Source organism: Streptomyces sp. NPDC087300 (assembly GCF_044744425.1).
Classification (GTDB): domain Bacteria; phylum Actinomycetota; class Actinomycetes; order Streptomycetales; family Streptomycetaceae; genus Streptomyces.
Genome location: NZ_JBIUYI010000007.1, coordinates 383117 through 408157, shown reverse-complemented (window position 1 = coordinate 408157; position 25041 = coordinate 383117). Strand labels below are relative to the sequence as shown.

Sequence of the window (25041 nt, the reverse complement as noted above, 5' to 3'; positions counted from 1 at the left end):
AGAACTCTCTGAGGAGACAGTGCTGTGACCGGGATCAAGACGACCGGCGAGAAGAAGTTGATGCTCTTCTCCGGCCGCGCCCACCCCGAGTTGGCCGAGGAGGTCGCACACAAGCTGGGTGTCGGCATCGTGCCGACGAAGGCCTTCGATTTCGCCAACGGCGAGATCTACGTCCGCTACCAGGAGTCGGCGCGCGGCGCCGACTGCTTCCTGATCCAGAGCCACACCGCTCCGATCAACAAGTGGATCATGGAGCAGCTCATCATGATCGACGCGCTCAAGCGCGCGTCGGCCCGCTCCATCACCGTCATCGTGCCGTTCTACGGTTACGCCCGGCAGGACAAGAAGCACCGCGGGCGTGAACCCATCTCGGCCCGCCTGGTCGCCGACCTGATGAAGACCGCGGGCGCGGACCGCATCCTCACGGTCGACCTGCACACCGACCAGATCCAGGGCTTCTTCGACGGCCCGGTCGACCACCTCTTCGCCCTGCCGGTCCTCGCGGACTACGTGGGCGCCAAGGTCGACCGCACGAAGCTGACCGTGGTCTCCCCCGACGCCGGCCGCGTGCGCGTCGCCGACCGCTGGTGCGACCGCCTCGGCGCCCCGCTGGCGATCGTCCACAAGCGCCGCGACAAGGACGTCGCCAACCAGGTCACCGTCCACGAGGTCGTCGGTGACGTGAAGGGCCGCGTCTGCGTCCTGGTCGACGACATGATCGACACCGGCGGCACCATCTGCGCCGCCGCGGACGCCCTGTTCGCGCACGGCGCGGAGGACGTCATCGTGACGGCCACGCACGGCGTGCTCTCCGGCCCCGCCGCCGACCGCCTGAAGAACTCCAAGGTCAGCGAGTTCGTCTTCACGGACACGCTGCCCGACCCGGGCGCCCTCGAACTCGACAAGATCACGGTGCTCTCGATCGCGCCGACCATCGCCAACGCGGTGCGCGAGGTCTTCGAGGACGGTTCGGTGACGAGCCTCTTCGAGGAGCAGTAAGCACGGCGATCGGAAGATCGCCCGTGCCCGGAGGGCACCAGTGATCGACTTTGAGGCGGCCTCCCCGCCGAGTAGACTGTCAAAGTTGCTCGGCGAGGGAGGCCGCACTTGTGTGCGGCGGTCCGTTATCGACGCGCTCTTCGTAGCAGGCCAGTAAGTCGTATGGCCGGGTGACTCCGTCCAGCGATTTGTCTGACCTACGAGGAGTAGTCATGGCCGAGATCAAGCTCGCCGCCGAGTCCCGCACCGAGTTCGGCAAGGGTGCCGCCCGTCGCATCCGCCGCGAGAACAAGGTCCCCGCGGTCGTCTACGGCCACGGCAACGAGCCGGCGCACATCACCCTTCCCGGCCACGAGCTGAACCTGGCCCTGCGCCAGTCCAACGTGCTGCTCGCCATCGACATCGAGGGCAAGTCCGAGCTCGTCATCCCCAAGGCCGTCCAGCGCGACGCCATCAAGGGCTTCCTCGAGCACGTCGACCTGCTCCTCGTGAAGCGCGGCGAGAAGGTCAACGTCGAGATCCCGGTCCACACCGAGGGCGAGCTCGCCCCGGGCAGCAACCTCCTGGAGCACGTCCTGAACGCGCTTCCGGTCGAGGCCGAGGCCACCCACATCCCGGAGTCGGTCACCGTCTCCATCGCGGGCCTGGACGCCGGCGCGTCCGTCCTCGCCAAGGACATCACCCTGCCGTCCGGCACCACGCTGGCCGTCGAGGGCGACACCGTCGTCCTCCAGGTCCTGGCCGCGCAGGCCGAGGAGGCCCCGGCCGAGGGTGCCGACGACGCGGCCGCCGAGGCCTGAGCCTCGCGACGCACATCCGGCACGGCAGCCGCCGCTCCCTCGGGGGGCGGCGGCTGCCGCGTATGAAGGAGACATGCACGTGACGACCGACGCCAACGCCCCCTGGCTGATCGCGGGACTCGGCAACCCCGGCCCCGAGTACGCCATGAACCGGCACAACGTGGGCTTCATGGTGGCCGATCTGCTCGCGCACCGCATGGGCGCCAAGTTCAAGCGGGCCGCGAAGGCGCAGGCCCAGGTGGTCGAGGGCCGCATCGGTGCGCCGGGTCCCGCGAGCCGGCGGGTCATCCTCGTCAAGCCCATGTCGTACATGAACGTCTCGGGCGGCCCCGTGACGGCGCTGCGCGACTTCTACAAGGTGCCGACCGCGCACATCGTCGCCGTCCACGACGAACTCGACATCGACTACGCCACGCTGCGGCTGAAGCTCGGCGGCGGCGACAACGGCCACAACGGCCTCAAGTCGATGACCAAGGCGATGGGCCCCGACTACCACCGGGTGCGCTTCGGCATCGGGCGTCCGCCGGGCCGCATGCAGGTCGCCGACTTCGTCCTCAAGGACTTCTCGTCCACCGAGCGCAAAGAACTCGACTATTTCGTCGACCGGGCGGCCGACGCGGTCGAGGCGCTGGTCACGGAGGGTCTGGAGCGGGCGCAGAGCAGCTACAACTCCTGAGGTTCGCCCCGGGATCCTGCCTGGGGTCCGTTGTGCCCACTGTTGACGGGGCGAAGTCAAGTGGCCAAGGATCCCGGCCATGAATCTGCTCCTCGTGGGACGCCGCGCGGCCATGGGTACGCTCGCCGCGCTGCTGCTCGCCGCGGGTGTCTGGGCGTCCCTCGACTCGGCCCGGTGGCTGGCCGGGGACCGGGAGCGGGGGGTGATGACGGTGACGCGGTGTGCGTCCGACGTGTGCGTGGGGCGGTTCGTCCCCGCGCCCCTGACCGGGGCGCCCACCCATCGTCTTTACCCGCGGGCCCGTCGTGGTTGCTCGCGCAGTTCCCCGCGCCCCTTATCGGGGCGCCCACCCGTCGTCTTTACCCGCGGGCCCGTCGTGGTCGCTCGCGCAGTTCCCCGCGCCCCTAAAAGCACACCCCCGCCGGCGCGGATGGACGCCCCTGTTGGGGGCGCGGGGAACTGCGCGATCAGCCACAGCCCGCCCGCAGGTAAAAGACAACGGGTGCCGCTCAGGGGCGCGGGGAACTGCGCGGCCAGCCACAGCTCACCCGCACCCGACCCCGCTACGAGTGACGCCCCCACCTCTGCCGCGTAGCGGCGAAGAAGACCCCGCCCGCGACCAGCAGCCCCGCTGCCAACGCCGCGGCCAGCGGCGCGAGCGGCGACCCCGTGTCAGGCAGCACGGGCGGCTCACTCGCCGAAGGCGACCCCGTGGGCGGCTCCGTTACGGGCGGCTCCGTGGTGGGCGGCTCCGACGTGGGCGGCTCAGTCGGGGGCTCCGTGGGCGGCTCGGTCGGCGGCTCCGTGGGCGGCTCCGTAGGAGGCTCGGTCGGCTCCGTAGGAGACTTGCCCACCTCCGCCACCACCCACGGCGCCTCCGTCGCCAGCAACGGACGGAGCGTGCCGTCCGGCTCCCTGCGGTCACCGGCGATCGCGATCTTGTTCCAGGTCCGCTCACCGCCGTCGAACGGCGCGTCGCCCGACGCCCGCTCCGGCACCTTCATCCGCCAGCGCAGCGTGTACCGCTCACCGGCCGCGAACACATGCCCGTCGAAGTCGAACCGCACCGAACGGACCTTGCTCCAGTCCGCGACCCGCGCCGCGGGCACGAAGCTCGGGTCGGGCTTTCCGTCGCAGTGGAAGGACGCGCTGTTGTCCGGGGTGTTGTCCATCTCGGGCCGGCACGGATCGGTCTTCTCCGAGTACGTGATCGTCACCGGCGCCGACCCCGCGTCGATCGGCCCGGTCAGCACGGGCCGCCACTCGCTCTTCGCGGCGTCGCCGTAGCGGCCGCTGGTCACCCCCTTGGTGCCGGGCTCGGGCAGCAGGTCGTACGCGACGACGTTGGTGAGGTCGGTGTTGCCCATGTTGCCGAGGACCGTGCGGTACTCGACCGTGCCGCCCGCCGTCGACCGCCCGACCTGGTCCTCCTTGCCCGGCACCTCCGCCGAGCCCTGGAACGCGTCGTCCTTGTCGCCCTTGACCTCCTTGGTGACGAAGAGCGAGGCGGACTGGGCGATGGCGAAGTCGTCGGTGGCCTCGGCGACGTTCTCGGTGGTGTCGCCGTTGCCGTTGATGTCATGGGTGTCGGTCTGGCGGGTGTTGACGGGCCGCTGCGCGTCGTAGAGCCCGGCGCGGTTGCCCGCGTAGTCGGCGTCGCCCGGCGTCCCGCTGTACGTGCCGCTGGCGACACCGGGCTTGACGGTCGTGCGGAAGGTGTAGACGCACGTCGAGTCGTTCGCCGGGATCTCGGCGCCGCGCGCGGCGGTCAGTTCGACGCGGGTGCGGCCGTCGGGTCCGGGACCGACCTTCTCGGTGAAGCGTCCGGCGGCCGGGCAGTACGCGGGCTGGCCGTCCGCGAGGGCCCAGGAGCCCTCCTCGTACGAGAGCTGACGCGGCACCAGGTCGACGAAGTGCGGGCGCAGCGGCGAGGATTCGGTGCGGTAGCGGTCGTTGCGCATCGTGATGCGCCAGGTGTGGGTGCCGCCGGGCCCCACGGGCGCCGGGTCGGTGGCCTTGCTGAGTTCGGGCTGCGAGACCTCGGGCTCGATGCGGAACTGCGCGCAGGACTTCTCCTCGGCCTTGGTGCCGCCGTCCCCGGTCAGGTCGAGCGTCGCGCAGTTGCGTACGTCGCCGCTGCCGCCGGGCACTTCGGAGGCGTCGGCCCGCCCGGTGAACTGGGCGACGAGGTTGGCGCCCGCGGCGAGCCCGGGGACGTCCAGACGCACGGACACCGGGTCGGCACCGAGCTCCACCTGCTGGTCGGTGGGCCGCAGCGTCTCGGTGCTGCCGTCGCGCCGGGTGACCACGACCGACCAACTGCCCCCGTAGGTACCGCCGGAGGGGGTGGAGAGGCGCAGGGTCTGCGCGTCGAAGCCGTTCGGCAGCGCGTCGGTGAGCCGGACGTCGGCGGGCCCGGTGCCGGTGTTGCCGAACCGCAGGACGTACGAGAGCCGCTGGCCGTCGCCCGCGAGCGGGGTGTCGACGGACTTGTCGAGGGTGCCGGAGACCTCGCCGGTCCCGGTGCCGACCGTCGTCTCCGCGGTGGCGCTCTCGGTGATCTTCCCGGTGTCCGGGCCGAAGGGGTCGCCGGAGATCGAGGCGGTGTCGGTGAGCACGGTGCCGTCGGCGACGTCGTCGCGCACCTTCACCCTGATCTCGTGGACGACGCCGTACGGATACTCCTTGACCTGCGCCAACTGGTTGCCGGGGCGGCCCGGTTCGGTGTCCACGGGCCAGCTGACGGTGCGGGTCGCCGGGTCGTAGGTGTAGCCGGCGGGGGTGGCGTCGACGAGGTCCACGCCCTCGGGGAGCACGTCGGTCAGGACGGTGTTCTCCAGGGCGAGGTTGCCGCGCGGCCGGTTGGCGTCGCGCGGGTCGTTGGTCGCGGTGACCTTGTACGCCACGGTGTCGCCGGGCCGCGCCGCCTTCGGGCCCTCTTTCCTGATCGCCGGGTTGGGCCTGGCGCTGACCGTGACCGAGGCGTCGTCGGTGCTCGCCGAGCCGTCGCCGTTCGCGGCGGTGGCGGACATGCCCGCGGTCTGCGCGCCGGGCGGCGTCCAGTAGTCCGCGGTGGCCCAGCTGACGGTGAGCTGGGAGCTCTGGCCGCTGGAGATCCTGTCGTAGGTGACCGTCACGCTGCCGTCGGCGTTCGGGGTGACCCCGGTGACGCCCGGCGGGTAGGGCTGCGAGACGTGCCCGGCCCCGGACGCGCCGTCCGGCGGCGTGAAGGTGACCGTCACCGACTGGCAGTCGCCGGGGATCGAGCACTGGATGTTCGCGTTGTACGTGACGTGGTCGCCCGCGGGCACCGGCGAGGTCGCCGGGTCGAGGCGGACCGCCATGCGGGCGTCCGCGTGGGCGGTGCCGTACGGCACCAGGGCGAGCGCGGCGAGCAGCGCGAACAGGACGACCGTCACCGAGGCGAGGGTGCGGCGAGAGGGGTTCTGGAGTACGGGGGTCACAGGGCTCCCGACCGCCGGGGGGATCTTCAGGGCCCGTTCACTGTGCTCCCTCGGACCGCGCGAGCCGCGGCACGACGAGTCGGTAGGACCGGCGTTTCACCTGATTAGGTGCCCGGAGCGGCATGACACGGGCCCCGCACCCCGGATCGGGTGCGGGGCCCGTGCGGCGGCCGGGGCGCGGGGCGTCAGCCGGTGTTGCGCAGGCCCGCCGCGACGCCGTTCACGGTGAGCAGCAGCGCGCGGCCGAGCAGCGGGTCGGGCTCGGTGCCCGCGGCCGCCGCCTCGCGCTGGCGCTTGAGCAGGGCGACCTGGAGGTAGGAGATCGGGTCCAGGTAGGCGTCGCGGATCGCGAACGTCTGGCGCAGGACCGGCTGGGTGCCGAGGAGTTCGGTCCCTCCGGTGATCCGCAGGACCTCGTTCACGGTCAGCTCGTGCTCGGCCTCGATGTCGGCGAAGACGTGCTTGAGCTCGTCGGGCACCAGGCTGTCGACGTAGTGCCGGGCGATCCGCAGGTCCGTCTTGGCCAGCGTCATCTCGACGTTGGAGATGAAGTTGCGGAAGAAGTGCCAGTGCTCGTGCATCTCGTCCAGGACGGTGTCGAGTCCGGCCTCGCGCAGCGCCTTCAGGCCCGAGCCGACGCCGAACCAGCCGGGCACGATCTGCCGCGACTGGGTCCAGCCGAAGACCCACGGGATGGCGCGCAGGCCGTCGAGCGAGACGCCGGAGCCGGGGCGGCGCGACGGCCGCGAGCCCAGGTGCAGGTCGGCGAGCTGGTCCACCGGGGTCGACGCGAGGAAGTACGTCGGCAGGTCCGGGTCCTCGACGAGCTTGCGGTACGCGGAGTGCGCGGCGTCCGAGACGACGTCCATGGCGGCGTCCCAGCGGGCGAGCGCCTCGTCGGACTGGCGCGGGGACGTGTGCAGCGCGGATGCCTGGAGCGTCGCCGCGACGGTCAGCTCCAGGTTCTCGCGGGCCAGCGAGGGCACCAGGTACTTGTCGGAGATGACCTCGCCCTGCTCGGTCACCTTGATCTCGCCCTCCAGGGTGCCCCAGGGCTGCGCGAGGATCGCGTCGTGCGAGGGGCCGCCGCCGCGGCCGACGGTGCCGCCGCGGCCGTGGAAGAGACGCAGCCGCACGCCGTAGCGGTGCGCGACGTCGCGCAGCCTGCGCTGGGCGCGGTGGATCTCCCACTGCGAGGTGGTGATGCCGCCGAACTTGGAGGAGTCGGAGTACCCGAGCATGACCTCCTGGACGTCGCCGCGCAGCGCCACCAGACGGCGGTACGACGGGTCGGCGAGCATCTCGTCGAGGATGACGTCGGCGGCGCGCAGCTCGTCGGTGGTCTCCAGGAGCGGCACGATGCCGATCTTCGCCCAGCCGGCGTGCAGGTCGATCAGGCCCGCCTCACGGGCGAGCACGGCGGCCGCGAACACGTCGTCGGCGCCCTGGCACATCGAGATGATGTACGACTCGATGACCTCGGGGCCGAAGACCTCAAGGGCCTTCTTGACGGTGAGGAAGACGCCGATGGTCTTCTCGCCCGCCGCGTCGACGGGGGCCGGGGACGGGCCGAGCGGACGCCGGGACCGCAGCTCCTTGGCGAGCAGCTTCTGACGGTAGTCGCGGGGCATGTCCGCGTACCGCCAGGACTCCTCGCCGAGCCGGTCGAAGAGCTGGCCGAGCGCGTGGTGGTGGGCGTCCGCGTGCTCGCGCACGTCCATCGTGGCGAGCTGGAGGCCGAAGGCCGCGAGCGTACGGATGGTGCGGTTCATCCGGCCGTCGGCGAACAGGGCGCCCTTGTGCTCGCGCAGCGAGGTCTGGATGAGCGTGAGGTCGTGCAGGAGCTCTTCGGTGCCGAGGTAGTCGCGGCCCTCCTCGTGCGAGGTGCCCTTGGCCAGGCGCTGCTTGGTGTTCTCCAGCTTCTGCCGGATGCAGGTGGCCTTGAGGCGGTAGGGCTCCTCGGCGTTGAGGCGCTTGTAGCGCGGGCTGATCTCGGGCAGCCGCTCCAGGTCGCACTGGAGGGAGGCCTTCAGCTCCTCGGTGGCTCCGGTGTAGCGGATGGAGTTGGAGAGGAAGCCGCGCAACTCGTCGATCATGTCGAGCGCGTCGTTGATGCCGTGCTCGTGCTGGAGGATCAGGACGTCCCAGGTGACGGCGGGCGTCACGTTCGGGTTGCCGTCGCGGTCGCCGCCGATCCAGGTGCCGAAGCTGAGCGGCCGGGTGCCCTCGGGCAGCTCGACGCCGACGCGCTCCAGCTCGGCGGTGAGGTCCTCCAGGACGTCGCCGACGGCGCCGGCGTGCAGCTCGTCCAGGTAGTAGATGGCGTTGCGGGCCTCGTCGGCGGGCTCGGGGCGCACCACGCGGAGCTCGTCGGTCTGCCACACCAGGTCGATGTTCTCGGCGAGCCGGACGTCGTGGCGGCGCCGGTCCGACTCGATGACCGGGGTCTCCAGGAGCTCGGCGACACGCCGGAGCTTGTTGAGTACCGAGCGGCGGGCGGCCTCGGTGGGGTGCGCGGTGAAGACGGGGCGCACGTTGAGGTGCTGCACGGTCTGGCGCAGGTGCTCGGGGTCGGCGTCCTTGAGCCGGTCCGCGGTGCGGGCGAGGAGACCGCCCTCGGCGGCCCGCTTGGCGCGCAGCTCGCGGCCGCGGTGGACCTGCTCGGTGACGTTCGCCAGATGGAAGTACGTGGAGAACGCGCGGACCAGCTTGGCGGCGGTCTCCAGCTCCGTGCCGCCGAGCAGCTTCGCGGCGGCCTCGCCGTCCTCGCGCGTCAGGCGGCGGACCTTCTCGACCAGTTCGAGGAGCTCGGGGCCCTCCTGGCGTACGAGGGTCTCGCCGAGCAGATCGCCGAGGCGGCGGATGTCCGCGCGCAGCTCGGTGCTGTCGGTGCTGGTGGCCTGCTGGCCCTGGTCGTCGGCACTGCTCACAGGTGCGGCTCCTTGCAGTGTTGAAGCGCTTCAAGACTGGGAGGGGTCCCCGGTGGGGATCCGGGGGAGAAACAGAGCGGACCGCGCTGTCCGACCGTGTCCAAGGATAGGTGTCACTTAGCGGCCCGGAGCTCGCGGCCTCTTGCCGCGGGGCTTCGCACTGCCATACTTACGTCGCCGTAGGTTACGGAACCGTAGGAAACGAACCGGTCCGTTCCCGCGCGCCCGTAGACAACCCTCATTCCTCGACCCCACAGGGGACGTGCCCATGACGACAACGTCCGATGCGTACTCCGACACCGATGTGATCGAAGACGCTCCGCGGCCCGCGGCGGCCGATGCCGCCGCGCTCCCGTCGGCGACCCTCGGCGGCGAGCAGAAACGGTCGCTCGAACAGATCACCCTGCTCCTGTTCATCACCGTCCCCTTCCTCGCCCTGCTGGCCACGGTGCCGCTGGCCTGGGGCTGGGGGGTGAGCTGGCTCGACGTCGGGCTGCTCGTCTTCATGTACTTCCTGGGCTGCCACGGCATCACCATCGGTTTCCACCGCTACTTCACGCACGGCTCCTTCAAGGCGAAGCGGCCGCTGCGGATCGCGCTCGCCATCGCCGGGTCGATGGCGGTCGAGGGGCCCCTGGTCCGCTGGGTGGCCGACCACCGCAAGCACCACAAGTTCTCCGACGCGGAGGGCGACCCGCACTCCCCCTGGCGCTTCGGCGAGACGGTCCCGGCCCTGATGAAGGGCCTGTGGTGGGCGCACATCGGCTGGATGTTCGACGAGGAGCAGACGCCGCAGGAGAAGTACGCCCCCGACCTGGTCAAGGACCCGGCGATCCGCCGGATCTCCCGGCAGTTCCTGCTCTGGACGATCGTTTCCCTCGGTATTCCGCCGCTGGTCGGCGGCCTGGTGACGATGTCCTGGTGGGGCGCGTGCACGGCCTTCTTCTGGGGCTCGCTCGTCCGTGTCGCGCTGCTGCACCACGTGACCTGGTCGATCAACTCCATCTGCCACGCGGTGGGCAAGCGCCCCTTCAAGTCCCGCGACCGCTCGGGCAACGTGTGGTGGCTCGCGGTCCTGTCCTGCGGCGAGTCCTGGCACAACCTCCACCACGCCGACCCGACGTCGGCGCGGCACGGCGTGATGAAGGGGCAGATCGACTCCTCCGCCCGGATCATCCGCTGGTGCGAGCGGCTCGGCCTGGCGTACGACGTGCGCTGGCCCTCGAAGTCACGCATCGAGTCCCGCCGCGTGCCGCGCGCCGCCGACCCGGCATGATTGACGACGTGGCGACCGACTCCAGCAACTCCAGCCCCTCCAGCAAAGAGAAGCAGCCCCGGCGCACCCGCCGGACCCGGATGACGGGTGCCGAGCGCCGGGAACAGCTGCTGGACATCGGCCGCACCCTCTTCGCCGCCAAGGGCTTCGAAGGCACCTCGGTGGAGGAGATCGCGGCCAAGGCCGGGGTCTCCAAGCCGGTCGTGTACGAGCACTTCGGCGGCAAGGAGGGGCTGTACGCGGTGGTGGTGGACCGCGAGATGCGGGCCCTGCTCGACATGGTGACGGGGGCCCTGACCGCGGGACACCCCCGTGAGCTCCTCGAACAGGCGGCCTTCGCCCTCCTCGACTACATCGAGACGTACACGGACGGCTTCCGCATCCTGGTCCGCGACTCCCCCGTGGCCCAGTCCACCGGCACCTTCGCGTCCCTGATCTCGGACATCGCCACGCAGGTCGAGGACATCCTGGGCCAGGAGTTCAAGGGCCGCGGCTTCGACCAGAAGCTCGCCCCGCTCTACGCCCAGGCCCTGGTCGGCATGGTCGCGCTGACGGGCCAGTGGTGGCTGGACGTCCGCAAGCCGAAGAAGGCGGAGGTGGCGGCCCACCTGGTCAATCTGGCGTGGCACGGGCTCGACGGCCTTGAGCCCAAGCCGCGGCTGATAGGGCACAGGAAGAGCTGAGGGCGCAAGCCATGGCCACGCATTGACCACAAGATTAATGTCGTGCAGTCTCGGTGCATGACCGAGATTGCGATCAGCGCGGCCCGTGCACAACTCGGCGACCTGGTGCGCCGCGCCGCCCACGGCCGCGAGACCATCGCCCTCACCGACCACGGACACGTGGCCGCGCTGCTCGTTTCGCCGCAGGTGATAGAGGACCTCGAAGACGCCCTGGCACTCGCCGACTTTCAGCGCCGCAAGGCGGAAGGGGCCCTCGAAGAGGGCATCCCGCACGAGGAAGTCGGACGGATGCTGGGGTTGCGTCCGTGACCTACCAGATCATCTGGGAACCGGGCGCCACCAACTCGGCCGTCCGCTTCCTCAAGGACGACCCCGTAGGGCTCGCGGCTCTCTACGAGGCCGTCGACTCACTCTCCGAGAATCCCCGCCCCGCCAACTCCACCGCGTACGGTCCCACCACGAGGCGCCTCCGGGTCGGCGACTACCGCGCCCTCTACTTCATCGACGAAGCCGTCATCCACATCCTCGTCACCCACCTGGGCCGCACCCCGTAGCCATCGCTTCCAGGAATTCGAGCCGGTTCCCCACCGGGTCCTCCGAGTAGAAACGCCGGTGCCCCGGCAGGTTCTCGTCCCAGACCACCTCGGCTTCGTGCGCGATCAGCCGGTCCGCGTACGCCTCGATGTCCCGCACGAGGAGGCCGGGGTGGGCCTTGCGGGCGGGCGCGAAGTCCCGCTCGATGCCCAGGTGCAGCCGCACGGCCCCCGCCTCGAACCAGCAGCCGCCGCGCGCCGCGAGCACGGGCGGCTTGGGGGTCTCGGTCATGCCGAGGACGTCCACGTAGTAGGCCCGCAGCTGCGCCTCGCTGCCGGGCGGCGCCGCGAGCTGGACGTGGTCGATGGCGTGCAGCATCAGGCTCCGGCCCCCTTGCGGGCGACCGCGAACACCCGCCGGAACGGGAAGACCGTGCCGTGCCCCGGCGTCGCCGGATAGGCCTTGCGCAGCAGCTCCCGGTACTCCGCGAGGAACTCCTCCGTCGCCTCCGCGTCGTCCGCGAGGGCGGTGAGGACGGGGCGCAGGCCCGTGCCCTTGACCCAGTCGAGGACGGGGTCCTCGCCGTCGAGGAGGTGCAGATACGTCGTCTCCCAGGCGTCGACCTCGCAGCCGAGCCCCGCGAGCCGCTCCAGATAGGCCGTCGGCGACAGCACCGCGTCCGCGTGCCGCAGCCGCCCGCCGAGCCGGGAGCGCCACCGCTCGGACTCGCTGAGCTCGCGCATCAGGACGTGGCTGGGGGCGTCGAAGTTGCCGGGCACCTGGAAGGCGAACGTGCCGCCGGGGGCGAGCGCGGAGATCCAGGCGGGGAAGGAGTCCGGGTGGCCGGGGACCCATTGCAGGGTCGCGTTGGACAGGATCAGGTCGTACGTCCCCGGGGCGGGCGTCCAGTCCGTGGCGTCGGCGGCGGCGAAGTCGAGGCGGCCGCCCCCTTCCGTGGGGCCCGCGAGCGGCTCGGCCCTCGCCAGCATCTCCGGGGAGTTGTCGAACCCGGTGATGTGCGCGCCGGGCCAGCGCGCGGCGAGCAGCCGCGTCACGTTTCCCGGGCCGCAGCCGAGGTCGGCGATGCGCGGCGGCCGGTCCCGACCGGCCGGCGGCTCGGGGACGCGGGCGAGCAGGTCCACGAACGGCCGGGCGCGATGGCCCTCGTGGCGCAGGTACTGACGCGGGTCCCAGACGGCAGCGGACATGGTGGCCTCCTCGTGGAAATGCGGGCGCCATCCCATCCTCGACCCCGATATATCTTGACGTCAAGAGACTTCATGTCGAGGGACCCCCTACACTGATCGCCATGGAGGACGAGGTCGATCGGCTGGTCGCAGCATGGCGCCGGGAGCGCCCTGACCTCGACGTGGAACCACTCGAGGTACTCAGCCGCGTGAGCAGGCTCGCGCGGCACCTGGACCGTGCCCGCAGACTCGCCTTCTCCGAGCACAGCCTGGAGCCCTGGGAGTTCGACGTCCTGACGTCGCTGCGGCGCGCGGGCGCGCCCTACCAGCTCTCCCCCGGCCAGCTGCTCACCCAGACCCTGGTGACCTCGGGCACGATGACCAACCGCATCGACCGCCTGGCGAAGAAGGGCCTCGTCGAGCGCCTGCCCGACCCCAGCGACCGGCGCGGCGTACTGGTGCGCCTGACCGCCGAGGGCCGGGACCGCGCGGACCAGGCCCTCGCCGGACTGCTGGAACAGGAGCGGGCGATCCTCGCCGAGCTCTCCCGCGCCCAGCGGGGCGAACTCGCGGCGCTGCTACGCCAGTTGACCGCCCCGTTCGACAACATCCCCGGCTAGGTCGACAGGCCCCACCCCGGCACGGCGCGCGAGCGCGACGGCCGCGAGGGTGGAGTGCACGCCCAGCTTGCCCAGGACGTTCTGCATATGGGTGCGCACCGTGTGCGGGGAGAGGAAGAGGCGCTCGGCGACCGCCTTCCTGCCCAGGCCCGCCACCATGCAGCGGAGCACCTCCCGCTCGCGCGGGGTCAGCGACTCCACCAGGCGCTCGGACTCGGTGCGGTGCTTGCGGGCCGCGGTCAGCTCGCGCAGCACGCCGGTGAGCAGCGCGGGCGGCAGATGCGTCTCGTCGCGCAGCACACCCCGTATCACCGTCAGGAGCCGGGACAGGGAACAGTCCTTGGCGACCCAGCCCGACGCCCCCGCCTGCAGCGCGAGCGCCGCGCGGCGCGGGTCGTCCTTCTCGGCGAGCACCACCGTGCGCACGGCGGGCTGGCCCGAACGGACGCCCGCGACCAGGGAGATGCCGTCGACGAGACCGTCGGCGTTGCCCTCCTGGACCGGGACGGCCGGGCGGGCGCCCTGGAGCGCGCTCGCGGTGCTGCCGAGGTCGGCATCGACGAGCAGGACATCGAATCTGCGCCCCTCGGTGACCGCCCGCTCCAGACAGCGCAGCGCTGCCGGACCGCTGCCCGCCGCGGACACGTCCACGTCCGGCTCGGCCGCCAGCGCGGCGGCCAGCGACTCGGCGAAGATGCGGTGGTCGTCGACGACCAGGACTCGAATGCGAACCACAGAAACCCCCTTCCCCACGCTCCTGCAAGGAGCAGGGGATACCCCCGTCCGAAGACCGTCGGGTCCGAAGACCGTCGGGGAGCGATCGGCGCGGGTACGGCGCCCGGAGCGGGGGTCGACGTGGCCGCACGGCCGCCGCCGCGCCCTGACCACTGGCCCCCACCACGTACCACCGGGCGTCGTACCCGACTGTCTCGCCCCCTGATCAGCGCCGGCCCCCACCGGCACTGTTCTTCAGAGTAGGCCCGGACGCCCGGAGCGGAAGCTGATTTGCAGAACTGATTGGCCGACGCGTTTATGGTGAGCCGTATGTTTCGTATGGAGACAGGAGTCGACAAAGAGCGGCTTGGTCTGCTTCGTTCGCGGCTCAGGGAGGCCAACGACGCGGCGTCGCCCGTGCTCCGTGCGCTGCGCGGCACCCCCGACGACCAGGAGGTCCCGCTCGCGCTCTGGGCGCTGGACGGCGCGGGCGACCTGGCCGCGGGACTCGCCGCGCACACCTGGGGCCGCTGGCTGCACGTCAACCACCTCTGGGTGGACGACCGCCACCGGGGCGCGGGCCTCGGCTCGCGCCTCCTGGACGAGGCGGAGCGCATCGCCCGCGAGGACCGCGGCTGCGCCCACTCCCGGGTCGAGACCTGGGACTTCCAGGCCCCCGGCTTCTACCGCGGCCGCGGCTACGAACTGGTCTGCGTGATCCCCGACTACCCGCAAGGCGCCAAGGAGTTCACGCTGACGAAGGAGCTCGGCTGAGCCGTACGGCTCACGCCTCCCGGCGCGCGCCCGCCGACGCCACCGCGGGGAACACCCGCGGCGCCGTGTACCCGGCGGCCGCGAACGCCGCCTCGACCGACTTGGTGACCGTCTCCGCGTCGGCCGCCTCCACCAGCAGGAGCGCCGAGCCGCCGAAGCCGCCGCCGGTCATCCTCGCGCCGTGCGCACCGGCCGCGTTCGCGGTCTCCACGGCGAGGTCGAGCTCCGGGCAGGAGATGCGGAAGTCGTCGCGCAGCGAGGCGTGGCCCTCGGTCAGGGCGGTTCCGATGCCCCGCACGTCACCCGCGTCGAGCAGCCCGATGATGCGCTCCACGCGCGCGTCGTCCGTGACGATGTGGCGCACGTAGCGACGGACGCGTTCGTCGGTCAACGTGGCCAGGGCCGCGTCCAGTTCGTCGTACGGCACGTCCCGCAGGTGGGAGACGCCGAGGGCCAGCGCGCCCGCCTCGCAGCCCGCGCGCCGCTCCGCGTAGGCGCCGTCGCCGAGCTCGTGCTTCACCCGGGTGTCGACGACCAGGAGGCGCAGGCCGTGCGCCGCGAGGTCGAAGGGGACCTGGCGTATGGACAGGTCCCTGCAGTCCAGGTGCAGGGCGTGGCCCTCGGTGCAGCAGGCCGACGCCATCTGGTCCATGACGCCGCACGGCACGCCGACGAAGGCGTTCTCGGCGCGCTGCGAGAGGACCGCCAACTCGGGCCGGGAGAGCCCGAGTCCGAACAGGTCGTTGAGGGCGAGGGCGGTGACGACCTCCAGGGCGGCCGAGGAGGACAGGCCCGCCCCGGTCGGCACCGTGGAGGCCAGGTGCAGATCGGCGCCGCCGACCGGGTGTCCGGCCGCCCGCAGCGCCCAGACGACACCGGCGGGGTAGGCCGCCCAGCCGCCGTCGGAGAGCGGCGTCAGATCGTCCAGGCGCAGCTCGACGACGGGGGCGTCGATGTCCGCGGAGTGCAGCCGCAGCACGCCGTCGGTGCGCCGGGAGACGGCGGCGACCACCGTGTGCGGGAGGGCGAGGGGCATCACGAAGCCCTCGTTGACGTCCGTGTACTCGCCGATGAGGTTGACCCGACCTGGCGCGGACCAGACGCCGTCAGGCGCGCGGCCGTACAACTCGGTGAACTGCTCGGCGACTTCGGTGACCGGACCCATGAGCCCCCTGCCCTCCATGAATGAGTTAGGCCGTGCGCCGGGCGAACGCCCAGGCGTCGGCGACGATGCCAGCGAGATCCGCGCGGGACGGCTGCCAGCCGAGCTTGTCGTGCGCGGTGGCGGCGGACGCGACGAGGACCGCGGGATCGCCGGCGCGGCGCTCCGCGAGGACCTCGGGGACCGGGTGCCCGGTGACCTTACGGACGGTCTCGACGACCTCGCGCACGGAGAAGCCGTTGCCGTTGCCCAGGTTGCAGATGAGATGTTCGCCGGGGGCGGCCGCGGCGACCGCGAGGAGGTGCGCCTCGGCGAGGTCGGCGACGTGGATGTAGTCGCGCACGCAGGTGCCGTCGGGCGTCGGGTAGTCGTCGCCGAAGACGCTGATCGCCTCGCGCCTGCCCTGCGCGACCTGGAGGACGAGCGGGATGAGGTGCGACTCGGGGTCGTGGCGCTCGCCGAACTCGCCGTAGGCGCCCGCGACGTTGAAGTAGCGCAGCGAGACCGCGGCCAGGCCGTGGGCCTTGGCCTCGCCGGTGATCATGTGGTCGACGGCGAGCTTGGAGGCGCCGTACGGCGAGGTGGGGGCGGTCGGGTCGGTCTCCGTGATGGGGGTGTTCACGGGCTCGCCGTAGGTGGCGGCGGTGGAGGAGAAGACGAGCTTGCGCACGCCCGCTTCGCGCATCGCGGCGAGCAGCGCCATGGTGCCGCCGACGTTGTTGTCCCAGTACTTCTCGGGCTTGGCGACGGACTCGCCGACCTGCGAGAAGGCGGCGAAGTGCAGCACCGCGTCGTACGAGGAGTCCAGCCACTTGGCGGCATCGCGGATGTCGCCCTCGACGAAGGCCGCGCCGCCGGGGACGCCCTCGCGGAAGCCGGTGGAGAGGTTGTCCAGGACGGTCACCTCGTGCCCGGCCTCGATCAGGTGCTGGGCCACCACGCTGCCGACATAGCCCGCGCCACCGGTGACCAGGTACTTACCGCTCATGAACTCGCTACCTCTCGCAGTCGCTGAGCCGCGGTTTCCGGCGGCACGTCGTTGATGAACACGCTCATGCCGGATTCGGAACCCGCGAGGAACTTCAGCTTGCCCGAAGTGCGGCGGATCGTGAAAAGTTCGAGGTGCAGGGCGAAGTCGTCCCGGTTGACCCCGTCATGTCCCTCAAGCGGGCCGAAGGGCGCCTGGTGCCAGGCCGCGATGTACGGCGTCGGCGCGGGCTCCCCGAAGATCCGGTCGAAGCGCTTCAACAGTTCCAGGTAGACCTGTGGGAACTCCGTGCGCGCGGCCTCGTCGAGCGCGAGCAGGTCGGGCACCCGGCGCTTGGGGTAGAGGTGCACCTCGTAGGGCCAGTGCGCGGCGTACGGCACGAAGGCCACCCAGTGTTCACCCTCCAGGACGACCCGCTCACCGGCACGCTCCTCGGCGAGGACGTCGTCGAAGAGGTTGCGCCCTGCCGTCTCCTCCTTGTGCGCGGCGAGCGAGCGGAGCGTCAGCTCGGTGCGCGGGGTGACGAAGGGGTAGGCGTAGATCTGCCCGTGCGGATGCCCGAGGGTCACGCCGATCTCGGCGCCCCGGTTCTCGAAGCAGAACACCTGCGCGACGGAGGGCAGGTGGGAGAGCTCGGCGGTGCGGTCGGTCCAGGCGTCCAGGACGAGCCCGGCCTGGTCCTCGGTGAGGTCGGCGAAGGACGCGTCGTGGTCGGAGGTGAAGCAGACGACCTCGCAGCGGCCCGCGTCGCCCGCGAGCGAGGGGAAGCGGTTCTCGAAGACCGCGACGTCGTACGCGGAGTCCGGGATCTCGCTGGAGCGCCCCTCGGCGGACGGGCAGAGCGGGCACTCGTCGGCCGGCGGGTGGTAGGTGCGGCCCTGGCGGTGCGAGGCGATGGCCACGCTGTCGCCGAGGAGGGGGTCCCTGCGGATCTCCGACGTGGTCGAGACAGGGCCCAGCGGCCGCCGGTCCACGGCCTCGCGCACCGCGTCGTCGCGCATGTCGTAGTAGATGAGCTCACGACCGTCGGCGAGACGGGTCGAGGTCTTCTTCACGTCCGGGGCTCCTCACCACCCACCCAACAGAACCGCACATAACAAACCACAAGCCAACAGCTCCGTCAATGCCCGAGGTCACGCCCGTATCCACGGTGCCGGACCGGAGAGCTCGATCACAATCAAACAAAGAACACCAACAGAACTGTTCAGTTAATGAAGGAAGGGGCGTAGGTTCCGGTCTGATCAGTTCGCGCAACGAAGCGAGTTCCCCATGCAAACCCTGGCCGAAGGGCTTCGGCTCCCCACCAACGGGCTCGACTACACGATCCTGGCGATCTACTTCGTGGTCGTCCTGGGCATCGGCTTCGCCGCCCGGCGCTCCGTGAAGACCAGCCTCGACTTCTTCCTCTCGGGCCGCTCACTGCCCGCCTGGGTCACCGGTCTCGCCTTCGTCGCCGCGAATCTCGGCGCGACGGAGATCCTGGGCATGGCCGCCACCGGCGCGCAGTACGGCGTCGCGGTCGTGCACTGGTACTGGATCGGGGCCATCCCCGCGATGGTCTTCCTCGGCCTCGTGATGATGCCGTTCTACTACCGCAGCAAGGTCCGCTCGGTCCCCGAGTTCCTGCTCCAGCGCTTCGACAAGTCGGCGCACCTGCTCAGCTCGGCGCTCTTCGCGTTCGCGGCGATACTCATCGCGGGCGTGAACCTCTACGCCCTCTCCATCGTCGTCGAGGCGCTGCTCGGCTGGCCGCAGTGGGTGGCCATCGTCGTCGCCGGTGCCTTCGTCCTCGCGTACATCACCATCGGCGGTCTCTCCTCGGCGATCTACAACGAAGTGCTCCAGTTCTTCGTGATCCTCGCGGCGCTGATCCCGATCTGCGTGATCGGCCTGAAGAAGGTCGGCGGCTGGGACGGTCTGACCGGATCGATCGAGAAGCAGCACGGCGAGAACTTCATGACCGCCTGGGGCGGCACCGGCATCGGTGACGCCAACCCGCTCGGCGCCAACTGGCTGACGATCATCCTCGGCCTCGGCTTCGTGCTCTCCTTCGGCTACTGGACCACCAACTTCGCCGAGGTCCAGCGCGCCCTGTCCGCGAAGAACCTCTCCGCCGCCCAGCGCACCCCGCTGATCGCCGCCTTCCCGAAGATCTTCATCGTGTTCCTGGTGATGATCCCCGGCCTGGTCGCCGCCGTCCTCGTCCCGAAGATCGGCACCGCGGGCTCCGACCTGACGTACAACGACGCGATCCCGTACCTGATGCAGGAGTTGCTGCCCAACGGCGTCCTCGGCATCGCGGTCACCGGACTGCTCGCCGCGTTCATGGCGGGCATGGCGGCCAACGTCTCGTCCTTCAACACCGTGTTCACGTACGACATCTGGGCGAAGTACGTGGTCAAGGACCGCGAGGACGGCTACTACCTGAAGTTCGGCCGGCTCATCACCGCGATCGGCGTCGTCGCCTCCATCGGCACCGCCTTCATCGCCTCGTCGTTCTCGAACATCATGGGGTACCTGCAGACCCTGTTCTCCTTCTTCAACGTCCCGATGTTCGTGGTCTTCATCATCGGCATGTTCTGGAAGCGCGCCTCCATGAAGTCCGGCGTCTGGGGCCTGCTCGCGGGCACCACCGCCGCGATGGTCAACTACTTCTGGATCTACAAGCAGGGCGTCATCGACATCCCCACCGACCAGGGCGCCAACTTCGTCTCGGCGATCGTCGGCTTCGTCGCCGGCGCCGTCGTCATGGTCGCCGTCACGCTCTTCACCGCCCCCAAGCCGGAGGCCGAACTCGCGGGCCTGGTCTACGGAACGGCGTCCCCCGGCCTGGAGGACGAGGGCGCCGAGGCGGGCGACGACGCGTGGTACCGCAAGCCCGCCCTGCTCGGCTGGGGCGCGGTCGTGCTCGCCGCGCTCTGCTACCTGCCGTACTCGCTCTAGCCCCCCTCGTCCTGATCGGAGGACTGAAGAATCATGTCTGAACTGCAGAACGAAGTCTCCGAGCTGGAGCGCAAGTCCGCGACGGCCGCCCGCCTCTTCGACATCCGGCGGATCATCGGCGGCCTGTTCGTGGTCTACGGGATCATCGTGACGATCGCCGGGTTCACCGCGTCCGACGCCGACCTGAAGAAGGCCGAGGACATCAACATCAACCTGTGGACAGGGCTGGGCATGCTCGCCCTCGGCCTGTTCTTCCTCGGCTGGCTGTGGCTGCGCCCCACGGTGGCGCCCGCGCAGGAGCCCGACGAGGAGTGACTCCCCCCGGCGGGGCCCGGGTTCACTGCGTGGACTCGGGCCCCGTCGGCCTTTCCACATCGTTCGCGTAGGCCGCGGCGGGGCGCTCGGCGCGGTCCAGGAGCCCCGTGCGTGCGGCCAGCGCCGCCGCCTCCAGGCGCGAGCCGACGCCCAGCTTCATCAGGACCCGCTGCACATGGGTGCGCGCCGTGCTCGGCGCGATCCCCATGCCCGCGGCGATCAGCCGGGTGTCCTCGCCGTCCGCGACCCGCACCAGGACCTCGACCTCGCGCGGCGTCAGCATCTGGAGCAGCCGCTGCCCCTCGTCGTCGGGCTGCGCGGCCGGATTGAGCAGCTCGCTGAAGGCGCCCTGGAGCAGCTGCGGCGCGACGGCCGCCTCACCGGCCCGCGCCTTCATGATGGCGCGCTCGACCCCTTCGATGCGCTCGTCGTGGCGCACGTAGCCCGAGGCGCCCGACGCGAAGGCCGCGGCGATCCCGCGCGGGTTGGGCACGGGCCCGAGGACCACGACCGCCACCTGCGGCCGCTCCCGCTTGATCTTCACCACCGGGTCGAACATCCCCGGCTCCGCGGGCGTCGCCGTGCCCAGGAGACAGACCTCCGGAGCCCTGCTGATCACCAGCTCGGCCGCTCCCGCGGCGGGCGCGGCCGCGGCGAGCACCCGGTGCCCGCGCAGCTTCAGCGCCGAGGCGAGCGCCTCGGCGAGCAGTCGGTGGTCGTCGACCACCATGAGCCGCACACCCATAGCAACCCCCCAGTTCCCCCACTGATCCCCTGATCCACCGGTCGCCCCGGACTCCCGCTCCCCGTGGATCGCGGGCCCCCCGGCCCTCCATCCCCCGGAAGCTACACGCTTGTTCGACGTTGCGCGCCCCCTACCGGCCAGAAGCGGCCCGGAATGCCGAAATCCCTGCTATTCGGGGGCTATTGGGGGTACTGGACATCAGAGAGTGCGCCGGGTACGAACGCGGCCGCGCCCTCCCGGCGGGAGGGCGCGGCCGGTGCCGTGCTTCGACCGCCCGGAGCACGCCGGGCGGGCGGGGTCACTTCGCCATGAACCCGATCGCCACGTACTCCTTCTCGTCCTTGGAGTAGGGCTTGCTCAGGAGCTTCTTGCCCAGGAACAAGTGGCCGTTTCCGTAGAGAAGTTCGTTGGACTGCGGGACCATGCCGCTGATCGCGCTGGTGACCGCCTCGGACCCGGGGGTCTCCAGGAGCTTGGTCTCCTTCATCGTCTTGCCGTCGAGCGAGACGACCTGCGCGCCCTTCTTGTAGCCGTGGGCCTTGTAGGCGAGGACGTTGGGGCCGTCCATGCGGATCGGGAAGATCTCGCTGTCGCCCGCGTCCGCGCGGTCGCTGGTGGGCTTGCCGGTGGCCAGCGAGAAGGAGACGATCTCGTTGGTCTGGCCGTAGCTGCCGCTGCCGCCGTCGTGCGGGCGGGTCGGCACGTAGAGCCGGTCGTTGCCCACCGCGATCGAGCTGCAGTCGTTGACCTTGTTGACCTCGCAGTTGTGGTCGTACTTCTTCTCCTCCAGCGAGATCTTGGCGCGCAGCTTGCCGTTGTTGCCGAGGGAGAAGACGTCCGTCACACCGGTCGCGGTGATCTCCGTGGTGTCCTGGCCGAAGACGACCGGGTTGGTGGAGATGATCTTGGCGTTGTCGACGCCGGGCGCGATCGGGTACGTCCACTTGTCGTCGCCGGTCTTCGGGTCGAGCAGCTGGATCTTCAGCTTCTCGTCGCCGTACGTGCCGCACTTGCGGACCGCGACGAGCTGGTCGCCGCCCGCGTAGCCGACGTCCTTGCACTGGCCGACCTTGGGCGTCCACAGCGACTTGCCGGAGACGTCCCAGGCGGCGCCGCCGTTGCTGGTGCCCGCACCGGCCGCGATCGTCGTGCCGGAGATGGTGACTTCCTTGAACGTCGCCTTCATGCCGCTGCTCTCGACGCTCTCGGTCCAGAGCTTGCGCCCGGACTTCAGGTCAATCGCGGAGACGTTCGTGCACTGCTGGTAGTCGCCCTTCTTGTTCCGTTTGGCCTCCTCGGTGACCACGGCGGCGATGCCGTCCTTGGTCACCTCGCGCGACATCGCGCAGGTCATGCCGGAGAGCGGAATCGTCCACTTCTTCTTGCCGGTGTCCGGGTCGTAGCCGTTGACCTCGTTGATGCCCGACTTCGCGTAGACGTCGTCGGTCAGCACCGATCCCGTGGCGTTCCAGATCTGGTCCTTGGGGATCTCCGGCTGGGGCAGCTGCGTGACGATCCTGGCCGCGGCGTCGGCCGGTGCCTTCTCCTTGGCCGGACCCTGCTCGGGCAGCGCCTGGCCGTCCTCGCCGGTCTTCTCGCCGCCGGAACCGCCCTTGCCGTCCTTGCCGCCCGACGAACCCTCCGAGCTGGCCTGGGTGTCGTCCTTCTGCGACGAGGAGTACCAGAAGCCACCGCCGACGATCAGCGCGATCGCGACGACCGCCGCGGTGACGATCATCATCTGCTTGCTGACCTTCTTGCCGCCGGAACCGCCGCCGGTGGGCTGCGGCTGCATCGGCATGGTCGGCGGCTGCGGCTGGTACTGCTGCGGGTACTGCTGCTGGCCCGGGTAGCCGTAGGTCGGCTGCGCGCCCGGCTGACCGGGCTGGCCGGGCTGACCCGGGTAGCCGTAGCCGGGGGCCTGCGGGGCCTGCTGCGGGTAGCCGTACTGGGGCTGGCCCGCCGGGACCGTGGGCGGGGCGGCCGGCGGGGCCGCGGGCGGCGGGGTGGCCGGGGCCTGCGGAGGCTGGGCCGGGGGCGCCGGGGGCTGCGCGGGCGGCGGCGTCTGCGGGGCCGGGGCACCGGGGTAGCCGTACGACGGTTCCGGGGCCTTGCCGAAGCCTCCGGCCGGTGGCTCCTGCGGGGCGCCGAAGCCACCGGCCGGGGGCTCCTGGGGCGCGCCGAAGCCGCCCTTCGGGGGCTCGTTCGGCGGCTGCTGGGGCGGCTGTGGCGGCTGGGTCATGGCGTCGTCTATTCCTTGGGGACGAAGAGGGGTTACGGAGCGGAGGAGCGGGTCACTTGCCGTAGGCCAGCATCAGCTTCTGCTGGCCCGAGGATCCCGTGATGCTGGTGGTCGAGATGTAGAAGCGCCCGTCCACGTAGTCGACGTCCTTGGAGTAGAAGCCGCTCTCGATCTTGGAGGTGCCGCTCGGGTTCTGCAGCAGGGTCTTGGGCGTGTGCGAGCCCGACGCCGCGATGGAGACGACCCGGCCCGGGGAGGTGTACGCCGGGGAGACGTACGCGATGAGCGAGCCGTTCTCGACCTTCAGCGGAAGCATCGTCTCCTCCACCGGCGACTTGGTCCGCCAGGCCTCCTTGCCGGTGGCCAGGCTGAACGCGACGACCTGGTTGGCACCGGACTTCTCGGCGGTCGGCAGGTACAGGTAGGAGTCGTCGGTCGCCACGCCCATGCAGCCGTCGAGCCCGCGCTCCAGGATCGAGGAGCCGCACTCGGGCGCGAACCCGTCCTTGCTGATGACCTCGGAGCGCGTCACGTCGCTGTTCGGCTTGAGGACCGAGATGTTCCACTTCTTCTTGTCCTCATTGGTGAGGTACACGACCGTGGGACTGACCGAGTAGAGCTTCTCGATCCGCCAGCCCTTGGGGAACTTCTTGGTCCACAGCGCCTTGCCGGTCTTCGGGTCGAGCTGCTGGAGCTCGTCGTGCTCGGTGGGCGTGCTCGCCCCGCACGAGAGCTTCATGAGCAGCTTCTCGCCACCGGCGAAACCGGCCGGGTAGCAGCCGCCCTCGTCCTTCTTCTCCGCGACGAAGAGCTGCTTGCCGTCGCTCATGCGCAGCGCGGTGCCCGACTGGTCGCGGCCGACCATGAGGGTGTCGCCGACGAAGGCCAGGCTGCTCTGCATGGAGAAGTCGAAGAGACCTTCCTCCTTGACCGGCTTGCCCCAGCCCTTCTTGCCCGTCTTCAGGTCGATGACCTGGAGCTGGTTGCACTTGGCGCTGCTCTTCACGCCGTCCTTGAACGCAATGACGATCTTGCCGTCGTCACTGGGCGTCTGGGTGGCGGCGCAGATCTTCTGCGGGAACGTGATCGTGGGCCAGGCGACCTTGCCGGTGCTGACGTCGTAGGCCGAGAGCTCCTTGTACGCCGCCTTCGCCGCGACGTCGCCCTGGATCCACATACCGGGGGCGTCACCGCCGGAACCGGGGACCTTGGGCGCCTCCTTGTACCAGAGCACCTTGGCCTCGCCGGGCTTGCGGCCCTCGTTCAGGTCCTCCTTGCCCTCCTTGCCGTCACCGCTGCCGTCGCCAGGGTTGACCGGGGCGGACACGGAGGGCTTGGGACCCTTGTCCTTCGCCTCCGGCTCCTTCTTCCCGCCGTCGTCGTCACCGCCGACGACGGCCCAGGTGACACCGCCCGCGACGAGCAGCGCGGCGACCGCGGCCGCGACGATCACGATCAGCTTGCGACGGCCGGGGTTGCCGTCCCCGCCGGACGGGGCGGACGGCATGCCGGGACCGCCGAACTGCGGCTGCGTCGGGGCCTGCGCGTAGCCGTACTGCGGCTGGGTCGCGTAGGGGCCGGACTGCTGGGGCTGGCCGTAGGGACCGGCCTGCGTCGGCTGTCCGTAGGGGCCGGGCTGCTGCGGCTGTCCGTACGGGCCGGACTGCTGCGGCTGGCCGTAGGGACCCGGCTGCTGGGGCTGGCCGTACGGGTTGCCTGCGGCGGTCGGCGGCGGGGCCTGCGGGTAGCCGTAGCCCGGCTGCGGAGGGCCGGGTGGTGGCGTCTGTGGCGGCGGGCCCGCGGGGGGCTGTGGCGCCCCGCCGGGTGGTGGGTCCTGCGGAGCTCCGAAGCCGCCGTGCGGCGGCTGATTGGGCGGCTGAGTCATCAGCGCCTCCCCCTTTTTCACTGATTTTCGGCACGCCAAACGGTGCTCTCAGGTCAGCCTTTCTATCACCCTGACCCCGTACCACACGGGGCCGGTCCTGCCCC

Annotated in this window: 22 protein-coding genes; 11 read left to right on the top strand and 11 right to left on the bottom strand. The window is 70.8% G+C overall.

What is annotated here, in order from left to right; translation table 11 throughout:
- The first annotated feature begins 24 nt into the window (after positions 1–24).
- The 3 genes from ACIO9J_RS30140 (at position 25) to pth (ending at position 2475) form a co-directional block, all read left to right on the top strand.
- Complete coding sequence (locus ACIO9J_RS30140; protein WP_402006428.1) at positions 25–999, top strand: ribose-phosphate diphosphokinase; 975 nt, start codon at positions 25–27, stop codon at positions 997–999.
- Between the two features lie 212 nt (positions 1000–1211).
- Positions 1212–1799: a 50S ribosomal protein L25/general stress protein Ctc gene (locus ACIO9J_RS30135; RefSeq protein WP_402006425.1), complete on the top strand. Its 588-nt coding sequence runs from the start codon at positions 1212–1214 to the stop codon at positions 1797–1799.
- 73 nt (positions 1800–1872) lie between these two features.
- The gene (gene pth / locus ACIO9J_RS30130) at positions 1873–2475 is read left to right on the top strand and encodes an aminoacyl-tRNA hydrolase (RefSeq protein ID WP_402006422.1); all 603 of its coding nucleotides are present in this window, start codon (positions 1873–1875) and stop codon (positions 2473–2475) included.
- A 563-nt stretch (positions 2476–3038) separates the two neighbouring features.
- On the opposite strand, the gene ACIO9J_RS30125 is transcribed toward pth, so the two are convergent.
- Together ACIO9J_RS30125 and ppc are read right to left on the bottom strand one after the other, a co-directional pair.
- Complete coding sequence (locus ACIO9J_RS30125) at positions 3039–5939, bottom strand: hypothetical protein (RefSeq protein ID WP_402006419.1); 2901 nt, start codon at positions 5937–5939, stop codon at positions 3039–3041.
- A 185-nt stretch (positions 5940–6124) separates the two neighbouring features.
- Positions 6125–8869: a phosphoenolpyruvate carboxylase gene (ppc, locus tag ACIO9J_RS30120; RefSeq protein WP_402006416.1), complete on the bottom strand. Its 2745-nt coding sequence runs from the start codon at positions 8867–8869 to the stop codon at positions 6125–6127.
- A 268-nt stretch (positions 8870–9137) separates the two neighbouring features.
- On the opposite strand from ppc, the gene ACIO9J_RS30115 reads away from it, so the two are divergent.
- Genes ACIO9J_RS30115 through ACIO9J_RS30100 form a run of 4 tightly spaced genes read left to right on the top strand, consistent with a single transcriptional unit; the run spans position 9138 to position 11382 of the window.
- Positions 9138–10145, top strand: coding sequence for an acyl-CoA desaturase (locus ACIO9J_RS30115; protein WP_402006413.1), 1008 nt, complete (start codon positions 9138–9140; stop codon positions 10143–10145).
- Positions 10142–10828, top strand: a complete 687-nt coding sequence (locus tag ACIO9J_RS30110; RefSeq protein ID WP_402006410.1) for a TetR/AcrR family transcriptional regulator — start codon at positions 10142–10144, stop codon at positions 10826–10828. Before ACIO9J_RS30115 ends, ACIO9J_RS30110 begins: the two co-directional genes overlap by 4 nt.
- Before the next feature lie 57 nt (positions 10829–10885).
- A complete protein-coding gene (locus ACIO9J_RS30105) occupies positions 10886–11137 on the top strand; it encodes a type II toxin-antitoxin system Phd/YefM family antitoxin (RefSeq protein ID WP_402006406.1) in 252 nt (83 codons plus the stop codon).
- Positions 11134–11382: a type II toxin-antitoxin system RelE/ParE family toxin gene (locus ACIO9J_RS30100; RefSeq protein ID WP_402006403.1), complete on the top strand. Its 249-nt coding sequence runs from the start codon at positions 11134–11136 to the stop codon at positions 11380–11382. Before ACIO9J_RS30105 ends, ACIO9J_RS30100 begins: the two co-directional genes overlap by 4 nt.
- On the opposite strand, the gene ACIO9J_RS30095 is transcribed toward ACIO9J_RS30100, so the two are convergent.
- On the bottom strand, positions 11357–11740 hold the full coding sequence (locus tag ACIO9J_RS30095; RefSeq protein WP_402006400.1) for a VOC family protein: 384 nt from the start codon (positions 11738–11740) through the stop codon (positions 11357–11359). The genes ACIO9J_RS30100 and ACIO9J_RS30095 overlap by 26 nt on opposite strands.
- Positions 11740–12570 (bottom strand): trans-aconitate 2-methyltransferase, encoded by an 831-nt coding sequence (locus tag ACIO9J_RS30090; RefSeq protein WP_402006398.1) that lies wholly within the window; start codon positions 12568–12570, stop codon positions 11740–11742. The genes ACIO9J_RS30095 and ACIO9J_RS30090 overlap by 1 nt, the downstream gene beginning before the upstream one ends.
- A 101-nt stretch (positions 12571–12671) precedes the next feature.
- Here ACIO9J_RS30090 and tamR point away from each other — a divergent pair, with 101 nt between their 5' ends.
- Entirely contained in the window at positions 12672–13169 is a 498-nt protein-coding gene (gene tamR / locus ACIO9J_RS30085; protein WP_062781554.1) for a MarR family transcriptional regulator TamR, read from the top strand.
- Here tamR and ACIO9J_RS30080 read toward each other — a convergent pair.
- Positions 13128–13904 carry a LuxR C-terminal-related transcriptional regulator gene (locus tag ACIO9J_RS30080; protein WP_402006394.1) on the bottom strand — a complete coding sequence of 259 codons (777 nt, stop codon included), beginning with the start codon at positions 13902–13904 and terminating at the stop codon, positions 13128–13130. The genes tamR and ACIO9J_RS30080 overlap by 42 nt on opposite strands.
- A 297-nt stretch (positions 13905–14201) precedes the next feature.
- Here ACIO9J_RS30080 and ACIO9J_RS30075 point away from each other — a divergent pair, with 297 nt between their 5' ends.
- Positions 14202–14657, top strand: a complete 456-nt coding sequence (locus ACIO9J_RS30075; RefSeq protein WP_402006392.1) for a GNAT family N-acetyltransferase — start codon at positions 14202–14204, stop codon at positions 14655–14657.
- A gap of 10 nt (positions 14658–14667) precedes the next feature.
- Here ACIO9J_RS30075 and galK read toward each other — a convergent pair whose 3' ends face one another.
- Genes galK through galT form a run of 3 tightly spaced genes read right to left on the bottom strand, consistent with a single transcriptional unit; the run spans position 14668 to position 17862 of the window.
- Positions 14668–15822 carry a galactokinase gene (galK, locus tag ACIO9J_RS30070; protein WP_402006389.1) on the bottom strand — a complete coding sequence of 385 codons (1155 nt, stop codon included), beginning with the start codon at positions 15820–15822 and terminating at the stop codon, positions 14668–14670.
- Positions 15823–15847: 25 nt separating this feature from the next.
- Entirely contained in the window at positions 15848–16807 is a 960-nt protein-coding gene (gene galE / locus ACIO9J_RS30065) for a UDP-glucose 4-epimerase GalE (protein WP_402006386.1), read from the bottom strand.
- Positions 16804–17862: a galactose-1-phosphate uridylyltransferase gene (galT, locus tag ACIO9J_RS30060; protein WP_402006384.1), complete on the bottom strand. Its 1059-nt coding sequence runs from the start codon at positions 17860–17862 to the stop codon at positions 16804–16806. Before galT ends, galE begins: the two co-directional genes overlap by 4 nt.
- Positions 17863–18076: 214 nt before the next feature.
- Here galT and ACIO9J_RS30055 point away from each other — a divergent pair, with 214 nt between their 5' ends.
- On the top strand, positions 18077–19750 hold the full coding sequence (locus ACIO9J_RS30055; protein WP_402006381.1) for a sodium:solute symporter family protein: 1674 nt from the start codon (positions 18077–18079) through the stop codon (positions 19748–19750).
- A 33-nt stretch (positions 19751–19783) separates the two neighbouring features.
- Positions 19784–20065: a hypothetical protein gene (locus tag ACIO9J_RS30050; RefSeq protein WP_402006378.1), complete on the top strand. Its 282-nt coding sequence runs from the start codon at positions 19784–19786 to the stop codon at positions 20063–20065.
- A gap of 22 nt (positions 20066–20087) precedes the next feature.
- Here the strand turns inward: ACIO9J_RS30050 and ACIO9J_RS30045 are convergent, their stop codons facing one another.
- The 3 genes from ACIO9J_RS30045 to ACIO9J_RS30035 form a co-directional block, all read right to left on the bottom strand.
- Positions 20088–20810 carry a LuxR C-terminal-related transcriptional regulator gene (locus ACIO9J_RS30045; RefSeq protein WP_402006376.1) on the bottom strand — a complete coding sequence of 241 codons (723 nt, stop codon included), beginning with the start codon at positions 20808–20810 and terminating at the stop codon, positions 20088–20090.
- 298 nt (positions 20811–21108) lie between these two features.
- A complete protein-coding gene (locus tag ACIO9J_RS30040; RefSeq protein ID WP_402006373.1) occupies positions 21109–23052 on the bottom strand; it encodes a PQQ-binding-like beta-propeller repeat protein in 1944 nt (647 codons plus the stop codon).
- A 52-nt stretch (positions 23053–23104) separates the two neighbouring features.
- Entirely contained in the window at positions 23105–24937 is a 1833-nt protein-coding gene (locus tag ACIO9J_RS30035; protein ID WP_402006370.1) for a PQQ-binding-like beta-propeller repeat protein, read from the bottom strand.
- Positions 24938–25041: the final 104 nt, after the last annotated feature.

Coding starts and splice junctions, on each gene's coding strand:
- ACIO9J_RS30075 (WP_402006392.1), top strand. CDS start 14,202: ATGGTGAGCCGTATGTTTCGTATGGAGACAGGAGTCGACAAAGAGCGG.
- ACIO9J_RS30135 (WP_402006425.1), top strand. CDS start 1,212: ATGGCCGAGATCAAGCTCGCCGCCGAGTCCCGCACCGAGTTCGGCAAG.
- ACIO9J_RS30095 (WP_402006400.1), bottom strand. CDS start 11,740: ATGCTGCACGCCATCGACCACGTCCAGCTCGCGGCGCCGCCCGGCAGC.
- ACIO9J_RS30110 (WP_402006410.1), top strand. CDS start 10,142: ATGATTGACGACGTGGCGACCGACTCCAGCAACTCCAGCCCCTCCAGC.
- ACIO9J_RS30090 (WP_402006398.1), bottom strand. CDS start 12,570: ATGTCCGCTGCCGTCTGGGACCCGCGTCAGTACCTGCGCCACGAGGGC.
- galK (WP_402006389.1), bottom strand. CDS start 15,822: ATGGGTCCGGTCACCGAAGTCGCCGAGCAGTTCACCGAGTTGTACGGC.
- ACIO9J_RS30050 (WP_402006378.1), top strand. CDS start 19,784: ATGTCTGAACTGCAGAACGAAGTCTCCGAGCTGGAGCGCAAGTCCGCG.
- pth (WP_402006422.1), top strand. CDS start 1,873: ATGCACGTGACGACCGACGCCAACGCCCCCTGGCTGATCGCGGGACTC.
- ACIO9J_RS30105 (WP_402006406.1), top strand. CDS start 10,886: ATGACCGAGATTGCGATCAGCGCGGCCCGTGCACAACTCGGCGACCTG.
- ACIO9J_RS30035 (WP_402006370.1), bottom strand. CDS start 24,937: ATGACTCAGCCGCCCAATCAGCCGCCGCACGGCGGCTTCGGAGCTCCG.
- ACIO9J_RS30040 (WP_402006373.1), bottom strand. CDS start 23,052: ATGACCCAGCCGCCACAGCCGCCCCAGCAGCCGCCGAACGAGCCCCCG.
- galE (WP_402006386.1), bottom strand. CDS start 16,807: ATGAGCGGTAAGTACCTGGTCACCGGTGGCGCGGGCTATGTCGGCAGC.
- ACIO9J_RS30045 (WP_402006376.1), bottom strand. CDS start 20,810: ATGGGTGTGCGGCTCATGGTGGTCGACGACCACCGACTGCTCGCCGAG.
- ACIO9J_RS30055 (WP_402006381.1), top strand. CDS start 18,077: ATGCAAACCCTGGCCGAAGGGCTTCGGCTCCCCACCAACGGGCTCGAC.
- tamR (WP_062781554.1), top strand. CDS start 12,672: ATGGAGGACGAGGTCGATCGGCTGGTCGCAGCATGGCGCCGGGAGCGC.
- ACIO9J_RS30115 (WP_402006413.1), top strand. CDS start 9,138: ATGACGACAACGTCCGATGCGTACTCCGACACCGATGTGATCGAAGAC.